Here is a 24,560-nt window from a genome sequence, read left to right as displayed (position 1 = left end):
CGGGTCCTGTTCTGTTGAAGGGTCCTTTTCACCAGAGCTTAGCTTGTCCCGTGCGGCTAGTCATCCCCTGATTGTAACGATGGCGCCACATCAATGAGTTTACCTTCATCGTCATACACCAGTGTGTGGTCCTGGTAGCGCTCCCGGTGTGTGACCCGCTCCAGTTGCTCCATGGATCTTACCGGAATGTCCACCAGCAAGGTGTTGACCAGCCAGCCGGGTATCGAGCCATTGGGTTCGGTGTGCTGGATCCAGACCATACGAGTCTTGTCGCCTTCGGGAATAAATCGATACCGGGTATCAGAGCGATCAACCCGGACGAGGCCATCGACCTCCTCGCGGCGATCAGGGACAGCGTTGAGGTCCATCTCCACCTCACCTGTGGACTGTTCGCCATGGGTACGGATGCGCAGGACGTAGTCCCGGTCGGTCACCGGCCAGGGCATGTCATTCACCGAGTAGGCGTACCGGTCGAGGAAGTTGCCGTCACCAAAGGCATGGGATTTGGTGCAATTGTGAACCCACTCAACGCAGGATTCCGGATTGACCATCACCGCCATCAGGTTTTCCATGGAGGTATCCATCAATGCTTCGGCCTTGAATGCCTGGAAGCTGGAGTCGTCCTGGTCGATGGTGTAGACCTTGATGTTGTCGGATTCCTTGCGCAGGGTCCAGCCATCGGCATTCTCGGAAGGTAATCCAGCCTGGACGAGTGCCGGGAAGCTGGTGGCGAGGGTCAGAATGGCAGTCAGAATGGTGAATGTGGGCTTGCCGTGGGCTCTTTGATTAGGCATAGAGTACACTTCCTTGATGTGAGTGGCATGAGTCTACCATGCACATTTACAGGGGCGTGGCGTTGAATCAGGGGATTGTGAACTGGGTATCTGCCTGTACATCCACACATTGAATTTGGCCCGAATTGAAAATGATGACTTCGATAAAGCAACTGATTGATGACAGGGGGCGGGTGCAAACCGGGGTGTTTTCGGGCCCCGTGGATACGATCAATTACCTGGATTACGACCTGCGAACGGTGATGGACCGACCTCGCTCCCGGCTTGCCCGGAAATGGCGGTTCAATCAGTTCCAGTTTGTCAGTGTCATGTCGGAACACTGGGTATTTGGTCTGGCCATTGTTGACCTGAAACTGGTGAGCAACGGATTTTTCTATGTGTATGATTTTGCTTCCGGAGAGATGCTGGAACAAACCTTCATGCAGCCGCTGGGCAGGGGCACCGTAATAGAACCGCGTCCGGAGGACGGTGTGGCCAGTTTCCGCAGCAAACAGGCGAACCTGAGGATTATCCCGGGCCCGGAAGGTCGCAGCATCAGCGTGACGGCGGGTGACACTGTTCGTGCGATGTTTGCACTCCATGAAGACCGGGATCCCCTGAGGCTGGCTTGTCCCGCAGGGTACAATGGCTGGGTGTTTACCCGTAAGTCTGCGGGCTTGCCGGTCACCGGTGAAATTCGTTGGGGAGACCAGGTCTGGCGCTGTGATGACCATACCCGGGGTTCAGTCGACTGGAGTTGCGGTTTCATGCGCCGTGAAACCGCCTGGAACTGGGCATGCCTGGCCGGTCAACTGGCGGATGGCACCTCTGTTGGTCTGAATCTCGCCACCGGGGTGAACGAATCAGGGCTGACCGAGAACGCACTGTGGCTCAATGGTCGCTGCATCAAGCTTGATCTGGCCAGGTTCGAGTTTGACCGCTACGATCAGGGCGCACCCTGGCGGGTTACCACCAGCGATGGCCGGGTGGATCTCCGCTTTGTGCCGTCGGGTGTTCGCAAGGAACGGCTGAATGCTCTGGTGCTGGCGTCCAACTTCCGCCAATACGCGGGCACGTTTGAAGGCTTTGTGGTGGATGATGAAGACAAAAAAATCCCCATAGCAGGGCTACGGGGATTGATGGAAGATCATTTCGCCCGCTGGTAGCTGCGGGCGTGTTGCGAATGATCTGGAGAGTGATCTGGAAAGTGATCTGGAAAGTGATTTAAAGCGCGATCAGCTTTCCGGTAGGGTGACGTTCAGTTCCAGTACCGAACAACTGTCGTTGCGGTCCACTTCCACCTGGACCATATCGTCACTGATCTGCACATACTTGCGAATGACGGCCAGCAGTTCCTGCTGCAACTGGGGCAGGTAGTCCGGCTGTTCGCGTTGCCCCCTTTCGTGGGCAACAATGATCTGCAGACGCTCTTTGGCAACGTTGGCGGTACTGTTGCTTTTCTTGCTTCTGAAGTAATCGAGGAAACTCATCCCTTAGCCCCCCTTGAACATCCGTGAGAAGAAGCCCTTTTTCTGGGCAGACATAAAGCGGTGTTCGCGCTCCTCGCCCAGCAGCCGGCCCACGGCGTCGTCATAGGCCTGACCGGCATCGCTGTCTTCTTCAAGAATGACGGGCAGACCCTGGTTGGACGCATTCAGCACAATCTGGCTTTCCGGAATGACGCCCAGCAGCGGGATAGCAAGAATCTCTTCCACGTCTGCTACCGACAGCATTTCGCCCCTTTCCACCCGGGATGGGTTGTAGCGGGTCAGCAGAAGGTGCTCCTTGACCGGGTCCTGGCCCATCTCGGCGCGGCGGGACTTGCTCTGCAGGATGCCCAGGATGCGGTCGGAATCCCGCACCGAGGACACTTCCGGGTTGGTGACCACAACAGCTTCATCCGCGTAGTACAGTGCCATCAGTGCACCGTGTTCGATGCCGGCCGGGGAATCGCAGACAATGTAGTCAAAGGTCTCCGACAGTTCGTTAATGACTTTTTCAACGCCTTCCCGGGTCAGGGCTTCTTTTTCCCGGGTTTGCGAGGCTGGCAGTATGTACAGGCTTTGGACGCGCTTGTCGCGGATGAGCGCCTGGTTCAGCGATGCCTCGCCCTGGATGACGTTGACAAAGTCATACACCACCCGGCGTTCGCAGTTCATGATGAGATCGAGGTTGCGCAGGCCCACGTCAAAATCAATGACCACGGTCTTGTGGCCGCGTTTGGCCAGACCGGTACTGATTGAGGCGCTGGTGGTGGTTTTGCCTACGCCACCTTTTCCTGAGGTAACGACAATGATTCTAGCCAAGGTTACATTCCTGTTTCACGGTGGATTCGTCATCTATGCCGAGTAAATCGGTCGTTATAGTCTTATCAGGCCTTTTCCAGTGGCGTTACCACCAGCAGGTCGTCCCTGAGCTGGATCTGAACAGCGGTTTTCCAGCTTTTCTCCTGAAGATCCTCAGAGATTTTATAGTGTCCGGCGATGGACACAAGCTCCGCTTCCAGTGACTGGCAGAAAACCCGGGCGGACGGCGCACCGTGTATGCCAGCAAGGGCGCGACCACGCAACGGACCGTAGACGTGGATATTACCTGCCGCCAGTACTTCCGCGCCAGCCTGAACCGGGGCCAGAATGATCAGATCGCCTTCGGGGGCATACACCTGCTGGCCGGAACGCACCGGCTGATTGATGATGCGGGCCGGTGCGGGCCCGGATGGCAATTCTGCGGCCGGGCTGGCTTCCGGTTCGCTCACCTGTGCTGGCTCGTTGGCGGCGGTCGCCTTCTGGTCGGACGGGCTGACGTCACGGTCACGCTGATTGCCACCGGGCAACAGGGCCAGTGCAGCTCCCCGGGCCAGTCTGCGCTGGTCGTCGTTGCCGCCGCGAACACCGATAACGTGGATATTATGGCGGCGGCAGGTGCCGATAATCTTGAAGAAATCCAGCTCGCTGCTCAGACCTTCGTACTTCTCCAGGCTGATGATCAGCGGGATGTCCTTGAAGAACCCGGGCGCCTGACTGATTTTGTCCCGCAGGGTGTCCTCGAATTCGTCATTGTCGAAGTAATAAAGCTCCAGAGCCGTCATGGACACGCTGGCGCTTTTCAGTTGAAAGCAGTGTTGTACCCCTGAGGTGGCGGTATCGCTCATGAAAGGCTCTCTTCCTTGGGATCGTTCCGGGAGTCGGCAGGGCGGGCGCGAAGTGGCTCGCCTTCAAAGCGGATGCCGGACCAGCCGGTGCTGATGAACTGACGAATGTTACCATGGCTGCCGCCTGCGGGATCATTCAATACCTGTTGGTAATGTTGTGCGAACAGCTGCAGGGTGTCGGCTTCGTTGAGGCTGCAGTACTGACCCAGTGCAAATACCCTGCAGGAGCCTGCATTCTCGCCGGCGGCGTTAAGCAGTGGGCCGTTATGGAAACCGGTCGGCTGATACTCGAAATGGCGGTCAATCAACGCCAAAGTATCGTCAAAATCGGCATGGCCCGCTTTCAGGGACGCCAGATGAATCCGCACTGATTCATTGATGTTCATTATTTATGGTCCTGTTTGGGGCCCTTCTGATAACGGGATTTCCATTCTTCATAGGGCATGCCGTAAATAACCTCGCGGGCGTCCGGATCGGACAGCTCATAGCCCCGTTCGGCGGCCTCGGCACGATACCACTTGGACAGGCAGTTACGACAGAACCCGGCCAGGTTCATCAGATCCAGGTTCTGGACTTCGGTGTGATCACGCAGGTGTTGCACCAGACGGCGGAATGCCGCGGCCTCGATTTCGGTTTGTGATTGCTCGGGAATGGGGTTTGTCATGATTGCTCGCCTGTTGGGCTGTAGAGTGCCTGAAGAGTTCCTGACATTCTCTGTATGTTAGCTTAAGATACAAGGCTGTATATATGTACAGACTGTCGACTCGAGTTGTTGTCCGATGCCCCAGCGCAAGATCATACATGTGGATTGCGACTGCTTTTATGCCGCCGTGGAGATGCGGGACGATCCCTCGTTAAGGGATGTGCCCCTCGCCGTGGGCGGAGAAGGCGGTCGGGGGGTGGTGACCACCTGTAATTACCGCGCCCGGGCATTCGGGGTGCGGTCTGCCATGCCGGGCGGAGAGGCCCGCCGCCTGTGTCCCGGGCTGGTGACAGTGCCGCCGGACATGGCGCGATACCGTGCCGTGTCGCAGCAGGTCATGGCCATTCTGCGTGAAATGACCGACCTTCTGGAGCCGCTATCGCTGGACGAGGCGTTCCTGGATGTCAGTGATGTCGCCGATCACAAGGGCAGTGCCACGTTGATGGCGCAGTACCTTCGCCAGCGCGTGCGTGATGAAGTCGGTATCACAATTTCCGCTGGCGTGGCGCCCAATAAATTCCTCGCAAAAATCGCCAGTGACTGGAAGAAGCCGGACGGTCTGTTCGTGATTCGTCCCCAGGACGTTGAAGGCTTTGTGGCCGAGCTGCCTGTGGAAAAGTTATTTGGTGTGGGGCAGGTCACTGCCGGCAAGCTTCACGCTCTCGGCGTGAGTACCTGCGGTGACTTGCAGGCGATCGGCGCCGAGGTATTGATCGACCGTTTCGGCAAGCAGGGCCACCGGCTGCACGAGATGGCGTTTGGTCGTGATGAGCGCCCGGTGGTGGTGTCCCGCATCGCCAAATCCCTGAGCGTGGAGCGGACCTTTTCCCAGGATCTTCCCGACAAGACCGCCTGTGAGTCGGTGATGGCCTCGCTGGTGGCTGACCTGAACCTGCGCCTGAGCCGTAAGGCCCGTGACAAACCCATCCACAAGCTGTTTATCAAGATTCGCTATAGCGACTTTTCGACCCATACCCTTGAGCGGGTCCGGGAGCAAATCCGGGAGCCCGGTATTGAAGATTTCAGCCCGTTACTGGATGAATTGGTCACGGACAGTTCGCGCCCGGTTCGGCTTCTGGGGCTGGGTGTGCGCTTCCGTAACGACGATTCCCCCGTCACACAGTTGCGGCTGTTCGAATAACGACCAGTTCAGGTGGCAAACAGGGCCCAGACCGGCGCAGCAAAACCGTAGACCGCGAGGCTGCCCAGGCATCCGCCTATCAGTGCTCCGGCGGCGACATCGCTGGGGTAGTGCAGGCCTAGGACAACCCGCGAGGCAGCCACACTCAGTGTGAAGGGGAGCAGCAGCCAGAACAGGCCTGGCGCCAGCAGCGCAATCATAGTGGTAAAGCAGACGGCGTGCAGGGTGTGGCCGGAGGGGAAACTGTAGCGGTCCAGCGGTGGCGTACCGCAGTTGATGCTGGGGAATGAGATAAACGGTCGCTCACGGATCAGCCAGCGTTTGAGCAGCTTGTAGGTCACCGTGCAGGTGAGCCCGGTGGCGACCATCAGCAGGGCCAGCGCCAGGCCATCGGCGGGCCGGATCATCGGCATGGCGAGAATCAGCGCGTACCACAGCCAGCCGTCACCCAGGCGACTGACCAGTTGAAAGTAGCCGTGTACCGGCCGGAAGCGCAGGCTGCGGTTAATCGCCTGGCAAAAGGCGTACTCCCGCTGATCCACCAGGTTAAAGAAGCGAGATGCTTTGGTTGTTGACGGCATGGTAGTTGGCCTTTGTTGGCTGATTGAATACCAGCTGTTCAAACTGCTCGATCTGGCTGGCCCAGTTCAGTTCCAGGGCGTCCAGGCGTGCCTGGGCGCGGATTCGGTTCAGCAGCGTGGGCTGGTCGGCCAGGCGCAGGGCATTGTCCACGAAGCTCTCATCGTCGTTCAGCGGCGCCTTCATGCCATTTTCTTCCTGGCGAATGTGCTCGCTGGCGGCGGCATCGTCGAAGGCCACCACGCCCAGGCCACTGGCCATGGCCTCGGTCACTACGTTGCCGAAAGTGTCGGTTTTGCTCGGAAACAGGAAAATATCCCCGGACGCATAGTGGCGAGCCAGGTCATCCGCGCGCCGGGTCCCGCAGAAAATATAATCCGGGTGACGCTCTTCCAGCTGTTTGCGCAGTGGGCCATCACCCACCAGAACGAAACGGGTCTGGGGGTGCAGTCCCCGAAGGCGTTCGAAACAGGCGACGGCCATCTGCAGATTTTTCTCGGAGGCCAGCCGGCCGACATAAAGAATGGCCCGGTCAGTGTCTTTCAGGCCCCACTGTTGACGCAGTGCCTCGTCGCGTTTGTGTGGGCTGAAACGGTGGCAGTCGACGCCCCGGCTCCAGAGTCCTGTCCGGGTGATGCCCATATCCGCCACCGTGCGCTGCATTTTCCGGGTGGGCACCAGAGTGATGGCGGTGCGATTGTGAAACCAGCGCCCATACGCGCAGAGCAGCTTTTCCAGGAACCCTGCGCCGTAATATCGGCTGTAGGAGTGGAAGTTGGTGTGAAAGCCGGAGCTGACCGGAATGCCCAGACGTCTGGCGGCGGCTACGGCTGCCAGCCCCAGTGGCCCTTGGGTGGCTACGTAAACCGCGTCCGGACGTTGCGCTTTCCAGAGTTTTGTCAGCGACCGCGCTCCTGCCAGTCCGAAGCGCAGATCCGGATAGCCGGGCAGGGGCAGGCCCGTTACCACGTGTTCGGCGGAAAACAGCTGATCTCCGGCGTGGTCCACCTGTCCTTTGACTTCATGCTGCTGGCGGGGGCGTACCACCGCTACCCGGTGGCCGCGTTGCAGCAAGCCCTGGCACAAGTGCCTCAAGGTGTTCGCCACACCATTGATTTCCGGAGGAAAGGTCTCGGAAACGATGGTAATGTGACTGCTGCGCCGGATGGCCTGCAATGAATTGGTCACGGTGCGTCCTGTGTTTCCCTGAATCATGTTTCCACTATGGGAAGTCGCTGTGACAGTTATGCGACAGCCCCGTGACAATCTGTTTACCTTTTGACCAGACAAACCGGAGAAACTATGCAGACGCGCAAGCTCGGTACCACCGATATCGATGTCAGCCTGATTTGCCTCGGCACCATGACCTGGGGCGAGCAGAACACGGAACAGGAAGCATTTGAGCAACTGGACCTGGCCGTTGCCGAAGGTATTAACTTTATTGATGCGGCAGAAATGTACCCGGTGCCGCCTCGAATTGAGACCCAGGGACGGACCGAGCAATACCTCGGCAACTGGCTGGCTCGCCGCGGTCGTCGGGATGATTTGGTGATTGCGTCCAAGGTGGCGGGGCCGGGAAATGGTCTGAGTTATTTGCGGGACGGGCCCCGCCTGACCCGTGAGCACATCCGCCAGGCCTGTGATGACAGTCTGAAGCGCCTGCAGACCGACTATATTGATCTCTACCAGGTGCACTGGCCGGACCGGAATACCAACTTCTTTGGCAAGCTGGGTTATGTCCATAACCCGGAGGAGCATTCGACACCGATTGAGGAAACCCTCTCGACTCTCGACGAGTTGGTGAAAGAGGGCAAGATTCGCCACATCGGACTGTCCAATGAAACGCCCTGGGGAGCCATGGAGTATCTGAGGCTTTCCCGGGAAAAGGGCTGGCCCAGGGCGGTGAGTATCCAGAATCCCTACAACCTGCTGAACCGCTCCTACGAAGTGGGGATGGCGGAAGTGTCACATCGGGAGCAGGCCGGACTTCTGGCGTATTCGCCCCTGGCGTTTGGTATGTTGTCTGGCAAGTACCTGGATGGTCAGCGCCCACCGAAGGCACGTCTGACCCTGTTTGAGCGTTTCAGCCGTTACTCCGGCGGTCGTGGCGAGGCGGCGACCCGTGCCTATGCGGATCTGGCCAGGAAACATGGTCTGTCACCGGTGCAACTGGCCCTCGCCTGGGTGAACAGCCGGGACTTCGTTACCAGTAATATCATCGGCGCTACCACCATGGAGCAGTTGAGGGAGAACATCGGATCGGCCCGGATCACGCTGGACAGAGAGTTGATTGAAGCCATTGAGGCCATTCACCAGGAGTTCACCTACCCCTGTCCCTGAGTGGCTCGCCCCGACGTGTTGCCTGGAGACGCGTCGGGGCGCAGCCCTCGCCAGAAAGATACACTGAAATTGGAAGGGATAATTTATTGACATAAACGGTTTCATTTGGTGACAAAAAATCGACTAATTTGTGTGCAGAATCACATCTTTCTGGCCTCGAATCATTAGACTTTAGCAGTACACGAACGTAGACTGCTTCCCTAATAATAAAGGTCGTAGAAGTATCATGATTATCCGCATTTTTGTCACGCTGTTAGCCCTCAATATGATTGCATTCGTCGTTCGTGCCGAGGCGGACGAGCGAGTCATTGCTGATGAAAACGTTGCTGAGGATGTATACGAGCTCCAGGAACGGATGGCGGGTGATTTTGAGCGTGACGATACCGAGGACGCGCTGACGGAAATTGGTTCCCGCCTGTTGAGCCTCAGCCTGTATCGTTCCGGGTCCAGCGGAAAACGCTACGCTTCCGATCGGGCCCGTGCGGACCATGGCGTTGCCCTGCTGGAAGAGGGCGCGGCCCTGAATCTGAAGTGGAATTTCTGACCTCCACTCTTCCTCTGCCATCTCCCCGGAATTTGCCGTTTTAGCTCCCAACTAAGTCGCCTGGCTCATTGTCTGCCTGCACCTATCATGTGATGATCCTCTCCGGAACCCTCTACGAAGGTTATAAAGGAGTATGGATATGGTGGCAGACGCGCCATTGCGCCTGAGTGATACCAATGCCTGTGTGGACGCCGTTATCGAGCGGGTGGGCAAGAACATAACGCTCGGCTTGCCGCTGGGGCTGGGTAAACCCGTTCGGTTCGTGAATGCGCTGTATCAGCGTGCCAAGGACGATCCCTCCATTAACCTTCATATTGTCACCGCGCTGTCGCTGCTCGCTCCCCGGGGTAGCTCCTCCCTGGAAAAGCGATTTATGGGGCCGTTCGCCGAGCGTCTGTATGGACGTATTCCGGAACTGGCCTATGCCCGTGATGTCAGTGCCAACCGCCTGCCGGACAATGTCAAAGTATCCGAGTTTTTCTTCAAGGCCGGATCGTTCCTTAACAATGTTGATCAGCAGCGCAATTACGTTTGCACCAACTACACCCATGCCGTGCGGGATCTCATGGCGCTGGGGGTGAATGTGATCGGGCAGATGATCGCGCCCGGGGATGGCTCGGGTCAGGTCAGTCTCAGCTCCAATCCGGACCTGTCTCTGGATCTGTTGCCCCTGATGCGTGAGCGGGAAGCTGAAGGGACGCCGGTGGCTGTCATTGGCGAACTCAATGAAAACCTGCCGTTCATGGGGCAGCATGCGGCAATTGCCGAGACAAGTTTCGATGTCCTGCTGGAGCACCAGCCATCCGACTATCCGCTGTTCTCCGCTCCACAGATGGCGGTGAGCCCGGCAGATCATCTGATCGGCTTTTATGCCAGCACTCTGCTCAGGGATGGCGGCACCTTGCAGGTGGGGATCGGTTCCCTGGGGGCAGCTCTGGTGCACAGTACCATCATGCGTCACAAGCAGAACGATGACTGGAATGCGGTCTTTGACCGTTTGCGTGTGGCGGACCGGTTCCCGGTAGCAACGGAGGACGGTGGCACTGAGCCGTTCCGGGAAGGGCTGTATGGCTGCAGCGAAATGATGGTCGACGGTTTCTATTATCTGCTGGATGCCGGCGTACTGACCCGCGTGGTATATGACCACGCTGGCCTGCAAACCCTGATCAACCAGGGCGATATCAGTCAGCAGGTCTCACTGGACACACTCGATGTCCTCCGCCGGGAAAAGCTGATTGATTCCCCGATGCGGGCCCGGGACGTTCGCTGGCTGACCCGATTCGGTATTTTCAGGGACACCGTCGAATTCAAGGGGGGGCGCCTCAGGGTAGGGGAGCAATCGCTGGATGCGGATCTGGATAATGCCGACTCCAGAGAGGCCATCCGGACCCTGGCGCTGGGTGATCGCCTGACCGGCGGCGTGGTCATGCACGGTGGCTTCTATGTCGGGCCGGAATCGTTCTACCAGGCTCTGCGGGATCTGTCCGACGAGGACCGTCAGCGCATCTGCATGACCAGCGTGAATTACATCAACCACCTTTATGATCACGCCTTCGGCACTCAGCGGTTAAAGGCCGCCCAACGCGTTCACAGCCGGTTTATCAATTCGGCCATGATGTACACCCTCAGCGGCGCTGCCGTTTCCGACGGCCTGGACGATGGCCGCGTGGTCAGTGGGGTGGGTGGTCAGTACAACTTCGTCGCCATGGCTCACGAGCTGCCGGACGCCAGATCAATCCTGACGTTGCGGAGTACCCGCCAATCCGGGGGTGAGGCAGTGTCCAATATTGTGTTCAGCTATGGTCATTGCACCATTCCCAGACACTTGCGGGATATTGTGGTGACCGAATATGGCATCGCCGATCTGCGTGGACAGCCTGACGAACAGGTCTATCTGAGGTTGATCCGCATCGCCGATTCCCGCTTTCAGCAGGATTTGTTGAAACAGGCCCAGAAGGCAGGCAAGGTGGCGCCGGATTTCACGCTGCCCGCCGACTGGTGCAATAACACGCCGGACGCCGTGCGCCAGGCGGTGACCCGTACTGGGGACGAGGAGCTGTTCCCTGCGTTTCCCTTTGGCCGCGACTTCACCGACGAGGAACTGACCCTGGGCAAGGCATTGCAGACCCTGAAGGCCGCAACGTCGACCCGACGTGGTAAACTGGTAACGCTGTGGCAGGCCCTTCGGGAGAAGGATGAGGACGGCCGTTACGCGGCATTGTTGCAGCGTATGGGGCTGGAGAATCCCCGTGGCCTGAAGGCCAGGCTTGATCGGCGCCTGGTTATTCATGGCCTGCGCAAACTTGATACACCATCCGACACGGGAAGCAAAGAAACCTGATGCAAAAACCTGATGTTTTTACCGTTCACTATGTCCTGAAGAACAAGATCGGGGAGCTGGTTGATACCTCGGAGGGCAGTGAGCCTCTGCACTTCCTGTATGGCAGCCCGGGCATTATCGCCGGCATTCAGGAGGCGGTAAAAGACCGGAACGTGGGCGATTGCCTTGAGGTCACCGTGCCGCCCTCCATGGCCTATGGCGAGCACAACCCGGAATTGATTCGCAAGGTGCCACGCTCCATGTTCGAGGGGGTGGAGAACCTTGATGTTGGCATGAAGTTCCAGACCAACACCGGAGACAGCGCACAGGTCGTTCAGGTTGTGAGTATTGATGGCAACCTGGTTAAGGTGGATGCCAATCATCCGCTGGCGGGTTTTACCCTGTACTTCGATCTGGAAATTGTCGGCAAGCGGGAAGCTACGGAAGAGGAAGTCGCTCAGGGGCGCCCGCTTTACTGAGCGGCGGGTTGCCTGTACGGCTTACGCCTGCTGCCGCACAGGCTCGCCTGCGTCTCTGCCAGCTTCAATGGCCCTTTCCCGATAGATCTGCCGCACGCCGCCGGCGACGGTTTCCTGTACCTGTTCAACGACCTCCGTCAGTGACCTGTCGGCGCCAATCTGCGCTGGCGGGTGAAACGCCACGGTAACGTCCACGGCTGGTTGTCGCAGCAGTCGGGGCAGGTGGGACTGGAACTCGTCATCGCCAATAAACGGTGCAAGGTGGTCCGGCCTCCCTTGTCTGGTGTAGGCAATGCTGATGCCCTGAATGGCAACATTGGCATCCGCCGCTGCCTGCAGTAACCGGCTGTGGAACGGGAGTACCGTCAGCCCCGTGCTGGTTGTGCCTTCCGGAAATATCAGCACGGATTGCCCGCCGCACAGGGTCGAGGCGATTTCCTGCCTGGCTTCCCGTGCCCTGCCGCCGCCACGGACAATGAACAGTGTTCCGGCTTGTCGCGCGAGCCAGCCGATCACCGGCCAGCGACCCACTTCCGCCTTGGACAGGAAGCGGAGTGGGACGGTACCGCCCAGCACTGGAATGTCAGACCAGGAAATGTGGTTGCTGACAAGCAGCACGGGCCCGGCGGCCGGGGTGCCCTGCAGGCGAATGCGAAGGCCGAGGCAGCGGCTGGCGCCATGGAAGCAGAAGCGGGCGATCGGAGCACGGTTGATGGCGCGCCGCGAGACGCTTTCCGCCAGCAGGCAGGCTGCTGCGATCAGTGCGGTAGTGAGCAGGAAGGCGGAAAACAGCGCCAGCCTGACGGTGAGCCGGATTCCTCCCATGGTCATCAGGCCCTGGCCAGGAAGTGTCGGCTGTAACGCGAAGCCAGCCGGCTCACTTCCAGCACCACCAAGACATCCGCGCAGCGAAATTCCGGATCCCAGCAGGGTTCCCCGCATACTTTGGCCCCCAGTCGCATGTATGCCTTGATCAGGGCCGGTACATTCACCGGTCGTCCTTCGCTGACCGGATGGGCCAGGTGTGGCAGCTCCCGTTTCGGAGTCACCCGAAAGGCCTCATCGGACATGAATTCACGCTGTAGGTAGCGGGCGATGTTCCAGGCTTTCAGTCCGCCATCGGCCATGCTGATGCTGGCACAGCCGATCAGGTAGTCTACCTGGTGCTGAACCAGGTACTCCGCCAGGGAGGCCCACAGCAGGGTGATGGTGGCGCCATTCCGGTAATCCGGGTGGACGCAGGTTCTGCCCAACTCTGCCACAGTGCCCGGTAGACGGTGAAATGCGGCCAGGTCAAATTCCCCTTCGGAATAGAAGCCGCCGGCCTTTGCCACATCCCGCTGGTGCAGGATGCGGGTGGTCGCCACCAGCTGTCCGCTGGACTGGTCCGTAACAATCAGATGATCGCAATACGCATCGAAGCTGTCCGCATCGATACCCGGGGTGGTGGCGCCGAGGTCGGAGCCATATTCTTCGGAAAATACCCGGTAACGCAGGCGCTGGGCTGCTTCCACAGTGGCCGGGTGGTTTGTTATTCCAGCCTTTAACTGGCGGGCGGGGCGGGTGACGTCAACGGATTGTGCGCTCATAGCTTGGTCTCATTGTTGCCGTTTCCAGACAAGGCTATGAACCGGGTGTGACAGCGGAATGACCGCCCGATGACGACTGGGTTACAGTGTTTTTTGGACAAATCAGGTTGTGAGGTATGTCACCAGCTGTAACGGAGTGGCGGTTCCATGTATATTTCTGAATAGCATGTATAATTGCTGTTACAGCAGGTTGCCTGTATTGTCAGTAACAGAATGCTTCTTCTGAAACCGGAATAACAAAACCAGAGATGGACGGCGTGGAACAGACAAACGAAAGTTGGCGAATTCTCATTGTCGAGGATGATGAACGGCTGGCAGAGCTGACAAGGGAATATCTGGAGAGTAACGGCCTGACCGTTTCCCTGGAGACCCATGGTGGCCGCGCAGTCGAACGTATCCGCAACGAGCAGCCTGACCTGGTTGTTCTTGACCTTATGCTGCCGGGCGAGGATGGCTTGTCCATCTGTCGTCGGGTGAGGCCTGCCTATCAGGGGCCGATCATCATGCTCACCGCCCGGACCGATGACCTGGATCAGGTGCTGGGTCTGGAGATGGGCGCGGATGACTACATCGGCAAACCAGTAAAGCCCCGGGTGCTGTTGGCAAGGATTCGCGCCATGCTGCGACGAATCACCGAGGGCAGCCAGGGCGGGGCCGAAGAAGTCAATGGTGAAGAACCGGTCCGGCTCCAGTTCAATGATCTGGTGGTGGATCGATCCATGCGCGAAGCCTGGCTCAATGACGAGAGTATCGATCTGACCAGTGCCGAGTTCGATCTGCTCTGGTTGTTGGCCAGTAACGCCGGGCGGGTGCTCAGCCGGGAGGAAATCTTCACGGCCCTGCGGGGGATTGAATACGACGGCCAGGACCGCTCCATCGATGTCAGGGTGTCACGGATTCGTCCCAAGATCGGTGACGATCCGATACACCCCCGCCGCATCAAAACGGTTCGCAGCAAAGGCTATCTGTTCGTAAAAGAAGCCTGAACCATCAGCCTCTGGCGCCGGCAGCCTTCCCTGTGGGGTGGGGCCGGCGTTCGTTGCCAGGGTTAACGCGATGCCCCTGAAGTTTTTCCTCAAACTCTACCTTCGCCTGATCGGCCTTACCTTTCTGGTCCTGCTGCTGTGTGCTGCCCTGTTCATGGGCGTCAATTCGGTTCGTTCCCAGTTCTGGAATGAACGATTTCCCGAGCCGCTCATGCGCTGGCTGGCAGCGTCGCCAGCACCACTCCAGCAATATCATTGGCTTGAATCGCTCTACGATTTCCAGGTAGCCGCGCCCGATGGCCTGTCCCTGTCACCGGTTGTTCTTGAGCGGTTGGCGTATGGCCAGGTTGTCGCCAGGGAGTCGAGTATCGGTCAGCAGGTTCTGGTTCAGGGTGTGGATGGTTCGGTGCTGTCGATCCGATTCAGGGATACCTATCGCGATGTGGCTGAAGCGGTGGCCCTGATTGTGCGCCAGCATATGGATGAAGTGGGCCCCGGCCGTGAAGAGATGATGATCGATCAGTTGGAAGAGACCTTCGGGATACTCCTGTCCCGGGTTGAGAGTCCCGATCGTGTGCCGGGCTCCGAAGTGCTGGATCGGGTATCGGAGCGGGGACTGTCACTGTACCAGCAGGACGGCACTGACCGTGCCAGTGTATTGATTCGGCTTGGGGACGGTTCCCTGATCGACCTCACCATGCCGAAGCCATTCAGTTCCTGGGGCTGGCCCGTGATCCTGCTGCTGCTGACGGTCAGTGGCGGCGTGCTGGCACTGGCGCTCTACCTGGCGCTGAGGGAAGTGGATAGCAATCTGCGGTCGGTTGAATCGGTGGCTGTGCGCATTGCACGGGGGGAGATGGGCGCCCGGGTGGATGCCGGGGACAGTAAGCTGGTTTCCCGTCTGGCGGCGGCCTTTAATGGCATGGCAGAGCATATTCAGCGCCTGGTGGGGGTTCAGCGGGAGATGATCCACGCGGTGTCCCACGAGTTGCGCACGCCGGTTGCCCGCATTCGTTTTGGTGTACAGATGATTGAGAGCGCCTCCAGCCCGGAGGCGCTGCAGAAGCAGCTGGATGGCATTGACGGCGATATCCAGGAACTGGATGAACTGATTGATGAGATTCTGACCTACGCCCGGCTGGAGCAGGGTGGGCCGGTGTTCTCGCTGCAGGAAACTTCGGTAACGGATATTGTTCGGCAGGTGGTGGGCGAGCAGCAGCTGATCCGCCCGGAACTGGCCATTACGGCCAGGATTGGCGAGGAATCGGAGCAGTGGGGGCTGTCAGATGTCGAGCCTCGCTACATCCACCGAGCCATCCAGAACCTGGTCGGAAATGCCGGACGTTATGCCCGCGAGAAAGTGATGGTCTGCTGTCATTTCGACGAAGATAACTGCCGGGTGGACGTTGAGGACGACGGCCCCGGCATTCCGGAAGAGGACTGGGAGAAGGTCTTTACCGCCTTTGCCCGTCTGGATGACAGTCGCACGCGCACCTCCGGCGGTTATGGGCTGGGGTTGTCGATTGTGCGCCGTATTCTGTACTGGCATGGCGGGCAGGCGTTCGTCAGCCGCAGTGAAGCGCTGGGTGGTGCCAGGTTCAGCCTGGTGTGGCCGCGCAAGAAGCCGGTGGACGCGATAGTGTGAACTGTGTCTCGCCCTCTCACCTGATGTAACAATCCACATACATAACCTCAACTGAACAGGGTCATCGCCTTGTCCATAATTCGCAGTGTAAGGGATGACTTTTGAGGTTGTAGTTCTTACGAACTTTCCTTGTTTCATTCGTCATTTGAGGGCCGGTTTTTACCGGCCCTTTTTTTTGGATTTTTGTTGCTGGTTTTGCTTTCCTCAGGCTCTCCACTGTTAGAATCATGAAAAAACAATGGAGTGCCAATCATCATGCCAGATTACCTTCTCGCCATTGATCAGGGGACGACCAGCTCCCGCGCTATCGTGTTTGATGAAACCGGGACCAGCGTTGCCGTGGCCCAGCAGGAATTCCATCAATATTTCCCCCGGGATGGCTGGGTTGAGCACGATGCCGCCGAGATATGGGACAGCACTCTGGCGGTGTGTCGTGAAGTGTTGGAAAAAGGCGGCATAGACGCCGCGACCCTGGCAGGGATCGGAATCACCAATCAGCGTGAGACAACGATTATCTGGGACCGTCAGACGGGCAAGCCCATTCATCACGCCATTGTCTGGCAGGATCGCCGTACGGCATCGATTTGCACCAAGCTGAAAACCGATGGGTATGAGGATACCGTTGTCGAGCGTACCGGATTACTGATTGACCCATACTTTTCGGCCACCAAGGTTGCCTGGATTCTGGATCATGTCGATGGTGCTCGGACCCGCGCCGAGGCCGGAGAACTGGCATTCGGCACGGTTGACAGTTGGTTGTTGTGGAACCTGACCGGCGGCCGGTCGCACCTGACCGATGCCACCAACGCTTCTCGCACCGCGCTGTTCAATATCCATAATCAGGCCTGGGACGATGAACTGCTTGAGTTGTTCCGCGTGCCCAGGGCGCTGCTTCCGGAAGTCATGGATTGTGCCGCGGATTTCGGTACCACTGACGAGGCATGTCTGGGCGCGCCGGTGCAGGTCGCGGGTATCGCGGGTGATCAGCACGCCGCATTGATCGGCCAGGCCTGTTTTGAGCCTGGTATGGCCAAAAGCACCTATGGCACCGGCTGTTTTCTCATGCTCAACACCGGAGAGCAGGCGCTACGCTCCGAGAACCGCCTGTTGACCACCATGGCCTATCGTCTGAACGGCAAACCCTGTTACGCCATGGAGGGAAGCATCTTTGTCGCGGGTGCGGCGATGCAGTGGCTGCGGGATGGCCTGAAGCTGATTCGCCATGCCAGTGAATCGGCTGCGTGTGCGGAGCAGGTCGGGGTGGATAACCCGGTGTACCTGGTGCCGGCGTTTACCGGTCTGGGGGCGCCACACTGGGACCCTCACGCCCGGGGGGCAATCATGGGGCTGACCCGGGATACCGGTATCGCCGAGATTGTCACCGCAGGCCTGCAGTCCGTTTGCTACCAGACCAAGGATCTTGTCCGCGCCATTCAGAACGACGGTGCCCCCCTGCAGGCGCTGAGGGTCGACGGCGGAATGGCGGTGAACGACTGGGTCATGCAGTTCCTGTCGGATATTCTGAATGTGACGGTGGACCGCCCACGGGTAACAGAAACCACGGCGTTGGGAGCCGCGTACCTGGCCGGGCTCCATACTGGCGTCTACAAGAGCCTGGATGAGATTGCGCAGTTGTGGGAGCGGGAGCGGCGGTTCGAGCCGGCCATGAGACCGGCCCTCAGGGAATCGCTCTATGCCGGATGGCTGGATGCCGTGGAGCGGGTCTGCAACAACTGACGGCCCGGTCAGGCAGTGCGTTCGAACGCGATCAGATGGTCGGCTTCGACGCGCACCGGCACGGTTTCGCCCAGATGAAAATCCAGATGGCTGCGGAACAGGGCCTCGAACTCCGTGTCTTCCGAGCAGCGGAAACGGTACAGGGTTGAGGTGCCGGCAAAGGTTTTCTCGACCACCTTGGGTTTGAGGCCGGAGTCCGCGTCGTAGACGATGTCGTCAGGCCGGATCAGCACGTCCACCAGGGTGCCGGGTGCCCATTTGTAGGCCCTGTTGCCGTGAATGATGCCCAGCTCCGATTCAATGGTATCCGGACCCAGCGCCTTGCCGGGAATAAAACCACCCTGACCGACAAAGCCGGCCACAAAACGATTGGCCGGTTCGTGATAGAGGTTGTAGGGCACGTCCCACTGCTGGATGCTGCCGTTTTTCAGTACCGCTACCTGATCGCACATGGCAAAGGCTTCCTGCTGGTCATGGGTCACCAGGATGGCGCTGATACCGAGGGTTTTGAGGATCTCGCGCACATCCAGGCTCAGGCGACGGCGCAGATCGGTGTCCAGGTTGGAGAAGGGTTCGTCCAGCAGGATCAGCGTTGGTTCCGGCGCCAGTGCCCGGGCGAGAGCGACCCGTTGTTGCTGGCCGCCTGACAGTTCGTGGGGGTAGTTGTCCGCCAGGTCCTGAAGGTGCACCAGAGTCAGCAGTTCCATGACTTTCTGGCGCTTCTCGCTGCGGCTCTCCTTGTGCAGGCCAAACCCCACATTGTCGGCGATGGTCAGGTGTGGAAACAGCGCGTAATCCTGAAACACCATGCCGATGCGGCGTTTCTCCGGTGCCAGTGTCCGGCCGGGCAGGCTGATGGATTGTGACTGCAGGCGGATTTCGCCGGTATTGAGCGGCAGGAAACCGGCCAGCGCACGAAGTATGGTGCTTTTACCGCAGCCGCTGGGGCCCAGGAGGCAGCCAATGTCGCCGTGGCTCAGTGAGAAGCTGACGTCGTTGACCACCGAGCCGTCACCGTACCCGCAGGACAGGTTGTGCACTTCCAGCAGCCAGTCGGCGGGTTGGTTCAGGCTCGGGCTCATCCGGTCAGTCCAGTTTGTTGAGAATCAGGAATTCAAGCAGTGCCTTCTGGGCGTGCAGACGATTTTCCGCTTCATCCCACACTACGGAGCTGGCGTGCTCCATCATGTCCGTGGAGATTTCCTCGCCCCGGTGGGCTGGGAGGCAGTGCATGAAGAGTGCGTCCTTGTCTGCCAGGGTCATCAGTTCAGGGCTGATCTGGTAGCCCTGGAATGCCTTTTCGCGAGCTTTCTGCTCGTCTTCCTGGCCCATGGAGGCCCACACGTCGGTGACCAGCAGGTTGGCGCCGCGGGCTGCCTCCTGCGGATCGCGGACGATGCTGACGCGGTCGCTGTGCATCTGCATCAGTGAGGCGCTGGGGTCGTAGCCTTCAGGGCAGGCAATGCGCAGGTTAAAGCCGAACTGGGTAGCGGCATTGATGTAGGAATGGCACATGTTGTTGCCATCGCCGACCCAGGTCACCGTGGCGCCACGGATGCTGCCCCGGTGCTCACGGTAAGTCTGCATGTCGGCCAGCAACTGGCAGGGATGGAAGTCGTCGGTCAGCGCGTTGATGACCGGCACGCGGGAGGCGCTGGCAAATTTTTCCACGGTTTCGTGGGCAAAAGTGCGGATCATCACCGCATCCACCATGCTGGAAATGACGATGGCGGAATCCTCGATGGGCTCACCTCGTCCCAACTGGGTATCGCGGGGAGAGAGGAACAGAGCGGCGCCGCCGAGCTGGGTCATGCCGGCCTCGAACGATACCCGGGTTCGAGTGGATGATTTCTCAAAGATCATCGCCAGCACCCGGTTCTTCAGGGTGTCCCGGGTAACGCCGCTGCGCCACTCTTTGCGAAGTTTGCTTGCATGGTCCAACAGGCTCTCAAGCTCGCCGGAGGTCATGTCATTCAATGTCAGAAAGTGTCTTGCTGCCATGTTCTGGCCCTTTATCAAACGAAAACCCTGCCGCACATTTACGGGCATGCTGGTTGTTACAACTGGCCCGTAAAAATCCGCGTCGGAAAACCACAACGCGCCAGACTGCGGATAAAACCGCACCGGCGGGTGAACGTGACGGGAGCTGCGCTGACTGCCTGGAAGACAGGGGCTCAAGTCTAGCCCTTAAGGCAGATGATGACAACGGCGTTGCCGCGGTGGTTGCGCTGCATCAAGCGGGGAGTTTGGTGCCCCCGACAGGCGGCGTGTACAATAGGCCTCAAGTGCATTGCCGACAGGCAATTCCGTTTCCAATCAGAGGTGAATGTTCATGGACATTAACGAAACCATTAAGAGCCAGCTTGAGGGTAACCCGGTCATTCTGTACATGAAGGGTACTCCGCAGGCTCCACAGTGCGGTTTCTCGGCAAAAACCGTCCAGGCATTGATGGCCTGCGGTGAGCGCTTTGCGTTTGTCAATATTCTGGACAATCAGGAACTGCGTGAGGCCCTGAAGGTTTATTCCAGCTGGCCGACCTACCCGCAGCTTTACATCAACGGTGAGCTGGTGGGTGGCTGTGACATCGTTCTTGAGATGTCCGAAAGTGGCGATTTGGCCAAGGCTGTCAAGGATGCAGCCAAGCAGGCTGAAGCCTGATCCGTTAGTTTTCCAGGCGCTCCGGGGAGAACACCAGTTCAACCCGGTAGCGTTGTTGCCCTCCCTCCTTACCTGGCGGCTCCGGATAGGGGCTGGCTGCCAATGCAGCCCGGTAGGCTGCGCCATCGATTCCTTTCATACCACTTGATCGGGACACGTTTGCCCTGGTCAGAGCGCCATTTCCCAGCAGTTGCAGTTCAACCTCCAGGGTGATGGGCGAGCTCAGTTCCCGAAGCATCGGCACGCCATTGCGCCTCAGTTCCCGGGCAATCCGGGTGGCGAGACTGACAACGTAGGCGTCGGTTTCTTTCGGGGAGTCTGTTACCTGTCTGATCTGACGGGGCGCTTCGGTTGGAGAGGTGGCGGGAGCGCCCGCCGCCGTTGTTCGGGAGGAGGGCGACTGGTTTTCTGCCTCCGCCTGCGAGGCTCCGGCGGCGGGCGCCGCTGATGCCGGTTCGGGGGCCGGAGTGACCCGTGGGGGTGCAGATTGCGAGGGCGTCTCGGGTTGGTCCGGGTTTGCTGTCTTCGAATCCTGCGGCGGGACGCTGGAATCCCGGGGGGGCTGTGGCTGCTCGGCGGGTTTTTCCGCGGAGCTGGTCACGGCCTCGGGGGCTGCCTGACTGCCGGGAGCAACCAGCGTGACGGTCATGGTCGGCGTCGGTTGCTCTGTTTTCTCAAGCAGTGAGGGAATGGCCGACAGGGCCGCAGTGTGCAGGAACAGCGCCAGGGAAATGGCAAGGGCAATTCGATACTGGGCCGGAAGGCTGGTAGTACGGCCATAATCCAGCATGGTCTGTCGCGTGCTCCTGGCAAGAATGAATTGCGGCCTTATCCAGCCTTGCTCCGCAAGCTGCCAACAACAGCATCCAGTGCCCGGTCAATGAGTGCGCCCTGTTCCAGTACGGTCAGTCTCCCGCGACGCATTTCGTGGGCCAGCTCGGTGCGAGTTTTCTCGATTACCTTGAGCCCCATGCGATTGACGAAAACGAAGCAGTCCGCTTCCTCGATAATGGCAGACAGTTTGCAGCGGAAGCTGGCGCCGTTGACCAGGTTGAACTCAACCCAGTTGCCAATTTCGATCGCATCAATCTGCGCGACGTACTCCGCAATGGCGGCTTCCTCAAGCTGCTGTTGGCGCTCGACAGCCGTTGGCGGGATTTGTTCCGGTTCTTCAGCGGAGGGGGCTGGTATTTCCTCCCGGGCTTCCATCAGCGCGTTGGCCCGGAATGCTTCCGTCAGTTCGTGTTTGAGCTCGCTCATCATTTCGTCGAGCTTTGAGGAGTTGTAGGAAACTTCTTCCAGCCCTGCGCGCAAAGACTTGATCAGGCCCGGCACTACGCGTACCCACTGGTCTCTTTCCTCATCTTCCTGGTGAGGATGGAGGCACCAGATCAGGTCATCCACGACCCGTACGGATTCCAGCCAGCGGTGCTCGACATCGTCCCGCAGGTACGCCAGGAACATGACCCGGCTCCAGCCGTTGACCAGGATGTTTTGAACCGAATCCGGCAAATGGTAGCGGGCGACTTTTTCCTGAAGCACGCGATCGACGGTTTCCTGGGCTTTCTGGGATTTTATTCGGCCACGCTCCGACTCTCGGGTTCGTTGTTCCACCAGTGAAGCTTTACGGTTCTCCCTGGCAAGGTACTGCTCAAACTCTTCTCCGAGTTCTTCAAACAGTGACAGGTCGCCATCGAATTCGTTGAGGATGCGTTGCACGATGCTGTGAATCTTGTCGTAAAGTTTGTCGCGAGTCTTTTCGTCACTGTCACTCCATCCGATACCTGCACGGGCAAGGGAGTTCAGTAAACGGCGCGCCGGATGGGTTGCTTTGCTGAAGAAGGTTTTGTCCTTGATGACCACTTTGAGGATGGGAATCTGCAACCGGCTGATCAGTACCTGAATAGGCGCTGACAGGTTGTAGTCGTCAAGGATGAATTCAAACAGCATGGAGACGAGGTTGATCAGGTCCTCATCCATTTCGTTCAGTGCGGGTTTCTTGCCATCCGCAGCCACTTTGTGGGCCAGCAACTGCTCAACCACCTGCCGCAGATCTACGGTGAGCGGCTCTCCGGCACTGAGATTCTCCGAGGTGGAAGTTGCCGGCTGCTGGGGCAGGGCGCTCAGCAGGCCGATCAGCTCCGCGTCTCCGATAACGTGGACATTGGGGTCCGATGCCCGTGACGGGATGCCGGCGTTGGCCCGCTGCAAGGCAAGCATCTGGCGTATCTGTTCAAACACCGCGCTGTCACCGGCCTGGCCGGCCGCTCGGGATGCGTCGTCGGTCTCTCCCTCGGGCCTGGGCTTTTCAGTTGACTGTCCCTGGGTTTTACCTTGTTGCTGCCCGGTTTTGCCGTGGTAGCGGAAATTGGGAATAACGCCGGCCTGGATCAGTATGCGGTTGGCTTCATCCAGCAGCATGCCCAGGTTGGATACCACGTATCGGTCGAACTGTTTGAGCAGGATCAGGCGCTCACGAATCTGGATTTCCAGCGCCTGTATGGCTTCGATAAAGGCGCTGCACAAGTGCTCCGGGGCCATCGGATTAACCGGCGACTCTTCGCTGGCTTCCGGGTAGACCACGCTGAAACGGGTCTGGAGTTGCAGCAGTGGTCCCTGGAAGTGTGCCTTGGCCTTGGTGATCATGGCATTGAGTGCGACCTGCTCTTCCAGGTCGTCATTGCCCACGAGAGAGAGGTTGTCAGCCGAAGGCTGTGCAGTCTGGCTTTCTTCGCTGGTCACACCGCCGCTGCGCGGTGGCGCGGAAAAATTCTGGGCAACGGCGTTCTGGAAATGCCGTTCCACACCCTTGCGTTTGATGCGGATTTCGCGCATCGCCTCAAAATACCGGTTTTGCTCGTTATTGCTGCGGGCATTGTTGGCCAGCTCGAACAACGAGTCATCGACCGCGTCGAAGGCTCCCTGCAGCAAGTCACCCAGCCCGGCAACGACGGTGTCACGGATCCGGGTTACCTCTGCGGGAACGGGGCGGGAACTGCCCGCTTTCCTGTGTTCGCGGAGATAATGTATGCCGGACTGCTTATTCATGGCCGACTCCTGTTTACGCCTCAACCGGATACATGACCGAGCTTACTGACTTTGTTTCTCATTATCGGTTAAATCTACCGCATTTTTACAGGCGGTAACATGACTAAATGATAACAGGCCCACGTTGCCAAAAAATTTCGGGGCACCCCGAAGGGTACCCCGTTGCATGATCCTCGGTTTATGCGAGGTTCGGACGGTATCAGTGAATGTACACCGGTCCGATGCCAACGCTCCAGATCACCACGCTGACTGCCAGCATCGCCACCAGCATGACCAGTCCGACGGTCAGTACCGAGGACGCAAACATGAAGCCCCGATCCTCAGGTATCTTCATCAGGATCGGCAGGCCTTCATAAAGAAGATACACGGCGTAGGAAACGGCGACGAGCCCTACCGCCATGTTTACCCAGATGTTGGGGTAGGCCGCAATAACGCCCAGCAGGAACATCGGGGTCGCAGTATACGCGGCCAGGGTCACGCCACGGGGTGTGCGGTCCTTGACTTCGTAGGTGGCGGCGAAAAAATCGATGAACTTGCCCAGAACATAGATGCCCGCAAGCATGGCGGCGTAGAACAGGGCGGACAGTTGCAGTCCGCTGGTGACCGTCAGCCGGGTGATGGCTCCATCTCCGATTTGCCAGCCAACCTGGGTGGTCCCGACAAAACCGGCAATAGCGGGAATCAGGGCCAGGATAAAAATGTGGCCTAAATACAGTTTACTAACGGATTCAGAATCCCGACGTATGGCTTCCCACTCACGATCAGGGTGGGTGAGCAGGCCAACGGTGTGTGTCAGACTCATGGAAAGACTCCTAATGATTATTGTTATGTCGCACGCACCTTCAGTCTTGGTGGAATGTGAGTGG

25 protein-coding genes are annotated in these 24,560 nt (G+C 58.7%); 10 read left to right on the top strand and 15 right to left on the bottom strand.

What is annotated here, in order from left to right; all coding sequences use genetic code 11:
* Positions 1 to 56: 56 nt before the first annotated feature.
* Positions 57 to 794, bottom strand: a complete 738-nt coding sequence (locus ACJO3M_RS14645; RefSeq protein ID WP_407002128.1) for an START domain-containing protein — start codon at positions 792 to 794, stop codon at positions 57 to 59.
* Positions 795 to 925: 131 nt separating this feature from the next.
* Here ACJO3M_RS14645 and ACJO3M_RS14640 point away from each other — a divergent pair, with 131 nt between their 5' ends.
* Positions 926 to 1,939 carry a DUF2804 domain-containing protein gene (locus tag ACJO3M_RS14640; RefSeq protein ID WP_407002127.1) on the top strand — a complete coding sequence of 338 codons (1,014 nt, stop codon included), beginning with the start codon at positions 926 to 928 and terminating at the stop codon, positions 1,937 to 1,939.
* A gap of 69 nt (positions 1,940 to 2,008) precedes the next feature.
* On the opposite strand, the gene minE is transcribed toward ACJO3M_RS14640, so the two are convergent.
* From minE to ACJO3M_RS14615, 5 genes are all read right to left on the bottom strand, one after another.
* Positions 2,009 to 2,263, bottom strand: a complete 255-nt coding sequence (gene minE, locus ACJO3M_RS14635) for a cell division topological specificity factor MinE (RefSeq protein ID WP_406986309.1) — start codon at positions 2,261 to 2,263, stop codon at positions 2,009 to 2,011.
* A gap of 3 nt (positions 2,264 to 2,266) precedes the next feature.
* Positions 2,267 to 3,079 carry a septum site-determining protein MinD gene (gene minD / locus ACJO3M_RS14630; protein ID WP_406986311.1) on the bottom strand — a complete coding sequence of 271 codons (813 nt, stop codon included), beginning with the start codon at positions 3,077 to 3,079 and terminating at the stop codon, positions 2,267 to 2,269.
* 65 nt (positions 3,080 to 3,144) lie between these two features.
* On the bottom strand, positions 3,145 to 3,924 hold the full coding sequence (minC, locus tag ACJO3M_RS14625) for a septum site-determining protein MinC (RefSeq protein ID WP_407002126.1): 780 nt from the start codon (positions 3,922 to 3,924) through the stop codon (positions 3,145 to 3,147).
* Positions 3,921 to 4,310, bottom strand: coding sequence for a HopJ type III effector protein (locus ACJO3M_RS14620; protein WP_407002125.1), 390 nt, complete (start codon positions 4,308 to 4,310; stop codon positions 3,921 to 3,923). The genes minC and ACJO3M_RS14620 overlap by 4 nt, the downstream gene beginning before the upstream one ends.
* A complete protein-coding gene (locus ACJO3M_RS14615; RefSeq protein ID WP_406986319.1) occupies positions 4,310 to 4,588 on the bottom strand; it encodes a DUF1244 domain-containing protein in 279 nt (92 codons plus the stop codon). Before ACJO3M_RS14615 ends, ACJO3M_RS14620 begins: the two co-directional genes overlap by 1 nt.
* Before the next feature lie 115 nt (positions 4,589 to 4,703).
* Here ACJO3M_RS14615 and dinB point away from each other — a divergent pair, with 115 nt between their 5' ends.
* Positions 4,704 to 5,768: a DNA polymerase IV gene (gene dinB, locus ACJO3M_RS14610; protein WP_407002124.1), complete on the top strand. Its 1,065-nt coding sequence runs from the start codon at positions 4,704 to 4,706 to the stop codon at positions 5,766 to 5,768.
* A gap of 8 nt (positions 5,769 to 5,776) precedes the next feature.
* Here the strand turns inward: dinB and ACJO3M_RS14605 are convergent, their stop codons facing one another.
* Entirely contained in the window at positions 5,777 to 6,349 is a 573-nt protein-coding gene (locus ACJO3M_RS14605; RefSeq protein WP_407002123.1) for a phosphatase PAP2 family protein, read from the bottom strand.
* Positions 6,315 to 7,562 carry a glycosyltransferase family 4 protein gene (locus tag ACJO3M_RS14600; RefSeq protein ID WP_407002122.1) on the bottom strand — a complete coding sequence of 416 codons (1,248 nt, stop codon included), beginning with the start codon at positions 7,560 to 7,562 and terminating at the stop codon, positions 6,315 to 6,317. Before ACJO3M_RS14600 ends, ACJO3M_RS14605 begins: the two co-directional genes overlap by 35 nt.
* Positions 7,563 to 7,649: 87 nt before the next feature.
* Here ACJO3M_RS14600 and ACJO3M_RS14595 point away from each other — a divergent pair, with 87 nt between their 5' ends.
* From ACJO3M_RS14595 to ACJO3M_RS14580, 4 genes are all read left to right on the top strand, one after another.
* Complete coding sequence (locus ACJO3M_RS14595; protein WP_407002120.1) at positions 7,650 to 8,687, top strand: NADP(H)-dependent aldo-keto reductase; 1,038 nt, start codon at positions 7,650 to 7,652, stop codon at positions 8,685 to 8,687.
* A gap of 226 nt (positions 8,688 to 8,913) precedes the next feature.
* On the top strand, positions 8,914 to 9,231 hold the full coding sequence (locus ACJO3M_RS14590; RefSeq protein WP_407002119.1) for a hypothetical protein: 318 nt from the start codon (positions 8,914 to 8,916) through the stop codon (positions 9,229 to 9,231).
* A gap of 139 nt (positions 9,232 to 9,370) precedes the next feature.
* On the top strand, positions 9,371 to 11,572 hold the full coding sequence (locus tag ACJO3M_RS14585; protein ID WP_407002118.1) for an acetyl-CoA hydrolase/transferase C-terminal domain-containing protein: 2,202 nt from the start codon (positions 9,371 to 9,373) through the stop codon (positions 11,570 to 11,572).
* Positions 11,572 to 12,030, top strand: a complete 459-nt coding sequence (locus tag ACJO3M_RS14580; RefSeq protein ID WP_406986335.1) for an FKBP-type peptidyl-prolyl cis-trans isomerase — start codon at positions 11,572 to 11,574, stop codon at positions 12,028 to 12,030. Before ACJO3M_RS14585 ends, ACJO3M_RS14580 begins: the two co-directional genes overlap by 1 nt.
* Positions 12,031 to 12,051: 21 nt before the next feature.
* On the opposite strand, the gene ACJO3M_RS14575 is transcribed toward ACJO3M_RS14580, so the two are convergent.
* Positions 12,052 to 12,861, bottom strand: a complete 810-nt coding sequence (locus ACJO3M_RS14575; protein WP_407002116.1) for a lysophospholipid acyltransferase family protein — start codon at positions 12,859 to 12,861, stop codon at positions 12,052 to 12,054.
* Positions 12,861 to 13,619 (bottom strand): GNAT family N-acetyltransferase, encoded by a 759-nt coding sequence (locus ACJO3M_RS14570; RefSeq protein WP_407002115.1) that lies wholly within the window; start codon positions 13,617 to 13,619, stop codon positions 12,861 to 12,863. Before ACJO3M_RS14570 ends, ACJO3M_RS14575 begins: the two co-directional genes overlap by 1 nt.
* A 248-nt stretch (positions 13,620 to 13,867) precedes the next feature.
* Here ACJO3M_RS14570 and ACJO3M_RS14565 point away from each other — a divergent pair, with 248 nt between their 5' ends.
* The 3 genes from ACJO3M_RS14565 (at position 13,868) to glpK (ending at position 17,987) form a co-directional block, all read left to right on the top strand.
* Entirely contained in the window at positions 13,868 to 14,605 is a 738-nt protein-coding gene (locus ACJO3M_RS14565) for a response regulator (RefSeq protein ID WP_406986342.1), read from the top strand.
* Between the two features lie 70 nt (positions 14,606 to 14,675).
* Positions 14,676 to 16,250 (top strand): ATP-binding protein, encoded by a 1,575-nt coding sequence (locus tag ACJO3M_RS14560; protein ID WP_407002114.1) that lies wholly within the window; start codon positions 14,676 to 14,678, stop codon positions 16,248 to 16,250.
* Between the two features lie 255 nt (positions 16,251 to 16,505).
* A complete protein-coding gene (glpK, locus tag ACJO3M_RS14555) occupies positions 16,506 to 17,987 on the top strand; it encodes a glycerol kinase GlpK (protein ID WP_407002113.1) in 1,482 nt (493 codons plus the stop codon).
* An 8-nt stretch (positions 17,988 to 17,995) separates the two neighbouring features.
* On the opposite strand, the gene ACJO3M_RS14550 is transcribed toward glpK, so the two are convergent.
* On the bottom strand, positions 17,996 to 19,069 hold the full coding sequence (locus ACJO3M_RS14550) for an ABC transporter ATP-binding protein (protein ID WP_407002112.1): 1,074 nt from the start codon (positions 19,067 to 19,069) through the stop codon (positions 17,996 to 17,998).
* Positions 19,070 to 19,073: 4 nt separating this feature from the next.
* Positions 19,074 to 19,988: an ornithine carbamoyltransferase gene (gene argF / locus ACJO3M_RS14545; protein WP_407002111.1), complete on the bottom strand. Its 915-nt coding sequence runs from the start codon at positions 19,986 to 19,988 to the stop codon at positions 19,074 to 19,076.
* Positions 19,989 to 20,319: 331 nt separating this feature from the next.
* On the opposite strand from argF, the gene grxD reads away from it, so the two are divergent.
* Entirely contained in the window at positions 20,320 to 20,646 is a 327-nt protein-coding gene (gene grxD / locus ACJO3M_RS14540) for a Grx4 family monothiol glutaredoxin (protein WP_406986354.1), read from the top strand.
* A gap of 4 nt (positions 20,647 to 20,650) precedes the next feature.
* Here grxD and ACJO3M_RS14535 read toward each other — a convergent pair whose 3' ends face one another.
* The 3 genes from ACJO3M_RS14535 to ACJO3M_RS14525 all read right to left on the bottom strand — a co-directional run bounded on the left by ACJO3M_RS14535 (position 20,651) and on the right by ACJO3M_RS14525 (position 24,496).
* Entirely contained in the window at positions 20,651 to 21,436 is a 786-nt protein-coding gene (locus ACJO3M_RS14535) for a TonB family protein (RefSeq protein ID WP_407002110.1), read from the bottom strand.
* Positions 21,437 to 21,474: 38 nt separating this feature from the next.
* Positions 21,475 to 23,694: a DUF1631 domain-containing protein gene (locus tag ACJO3M_RS14530; protein WP_407002109.1), complete on the bottom strand. Its 2,220-nt coding sequence runs from the start codon at positions 23,692 to 23,694 to the stop codon at positions 21,475 to 21,477.
* 199 nt (positions 23,695 to 23,893) lie between these two features.
* Positions 23,894 to 24,496: a Yip1 family protein gene (locus tag ACJO3M_RS14525; protein WP_407002108.1), complete on the bottom strand. Its 603-nt coding sequence runs from the start codon at positions 24,494 to 24,496 to the stop codon at positions 23,894 to 23,896.
* Between the last annotated feature and the right edge of the window lie 64 nt (positions 24,497 to 24,560).

Origin of the sequence: Marinobacter alkalisoli (assembly GCF_045449795.1) — a bacterium.
Taxonomy (GTDB): domain Bacteria; phylum Pseudomonadota; class Gammaproteobacteria; order Pseudomonadales; family Oleiphilaceae; genus Marinobacter.
The sequence above is the reverse complement of the archived record's forward strand: the minus strand, read 5'-3'. Positions and strand labels throughout refer to the sequence as shown.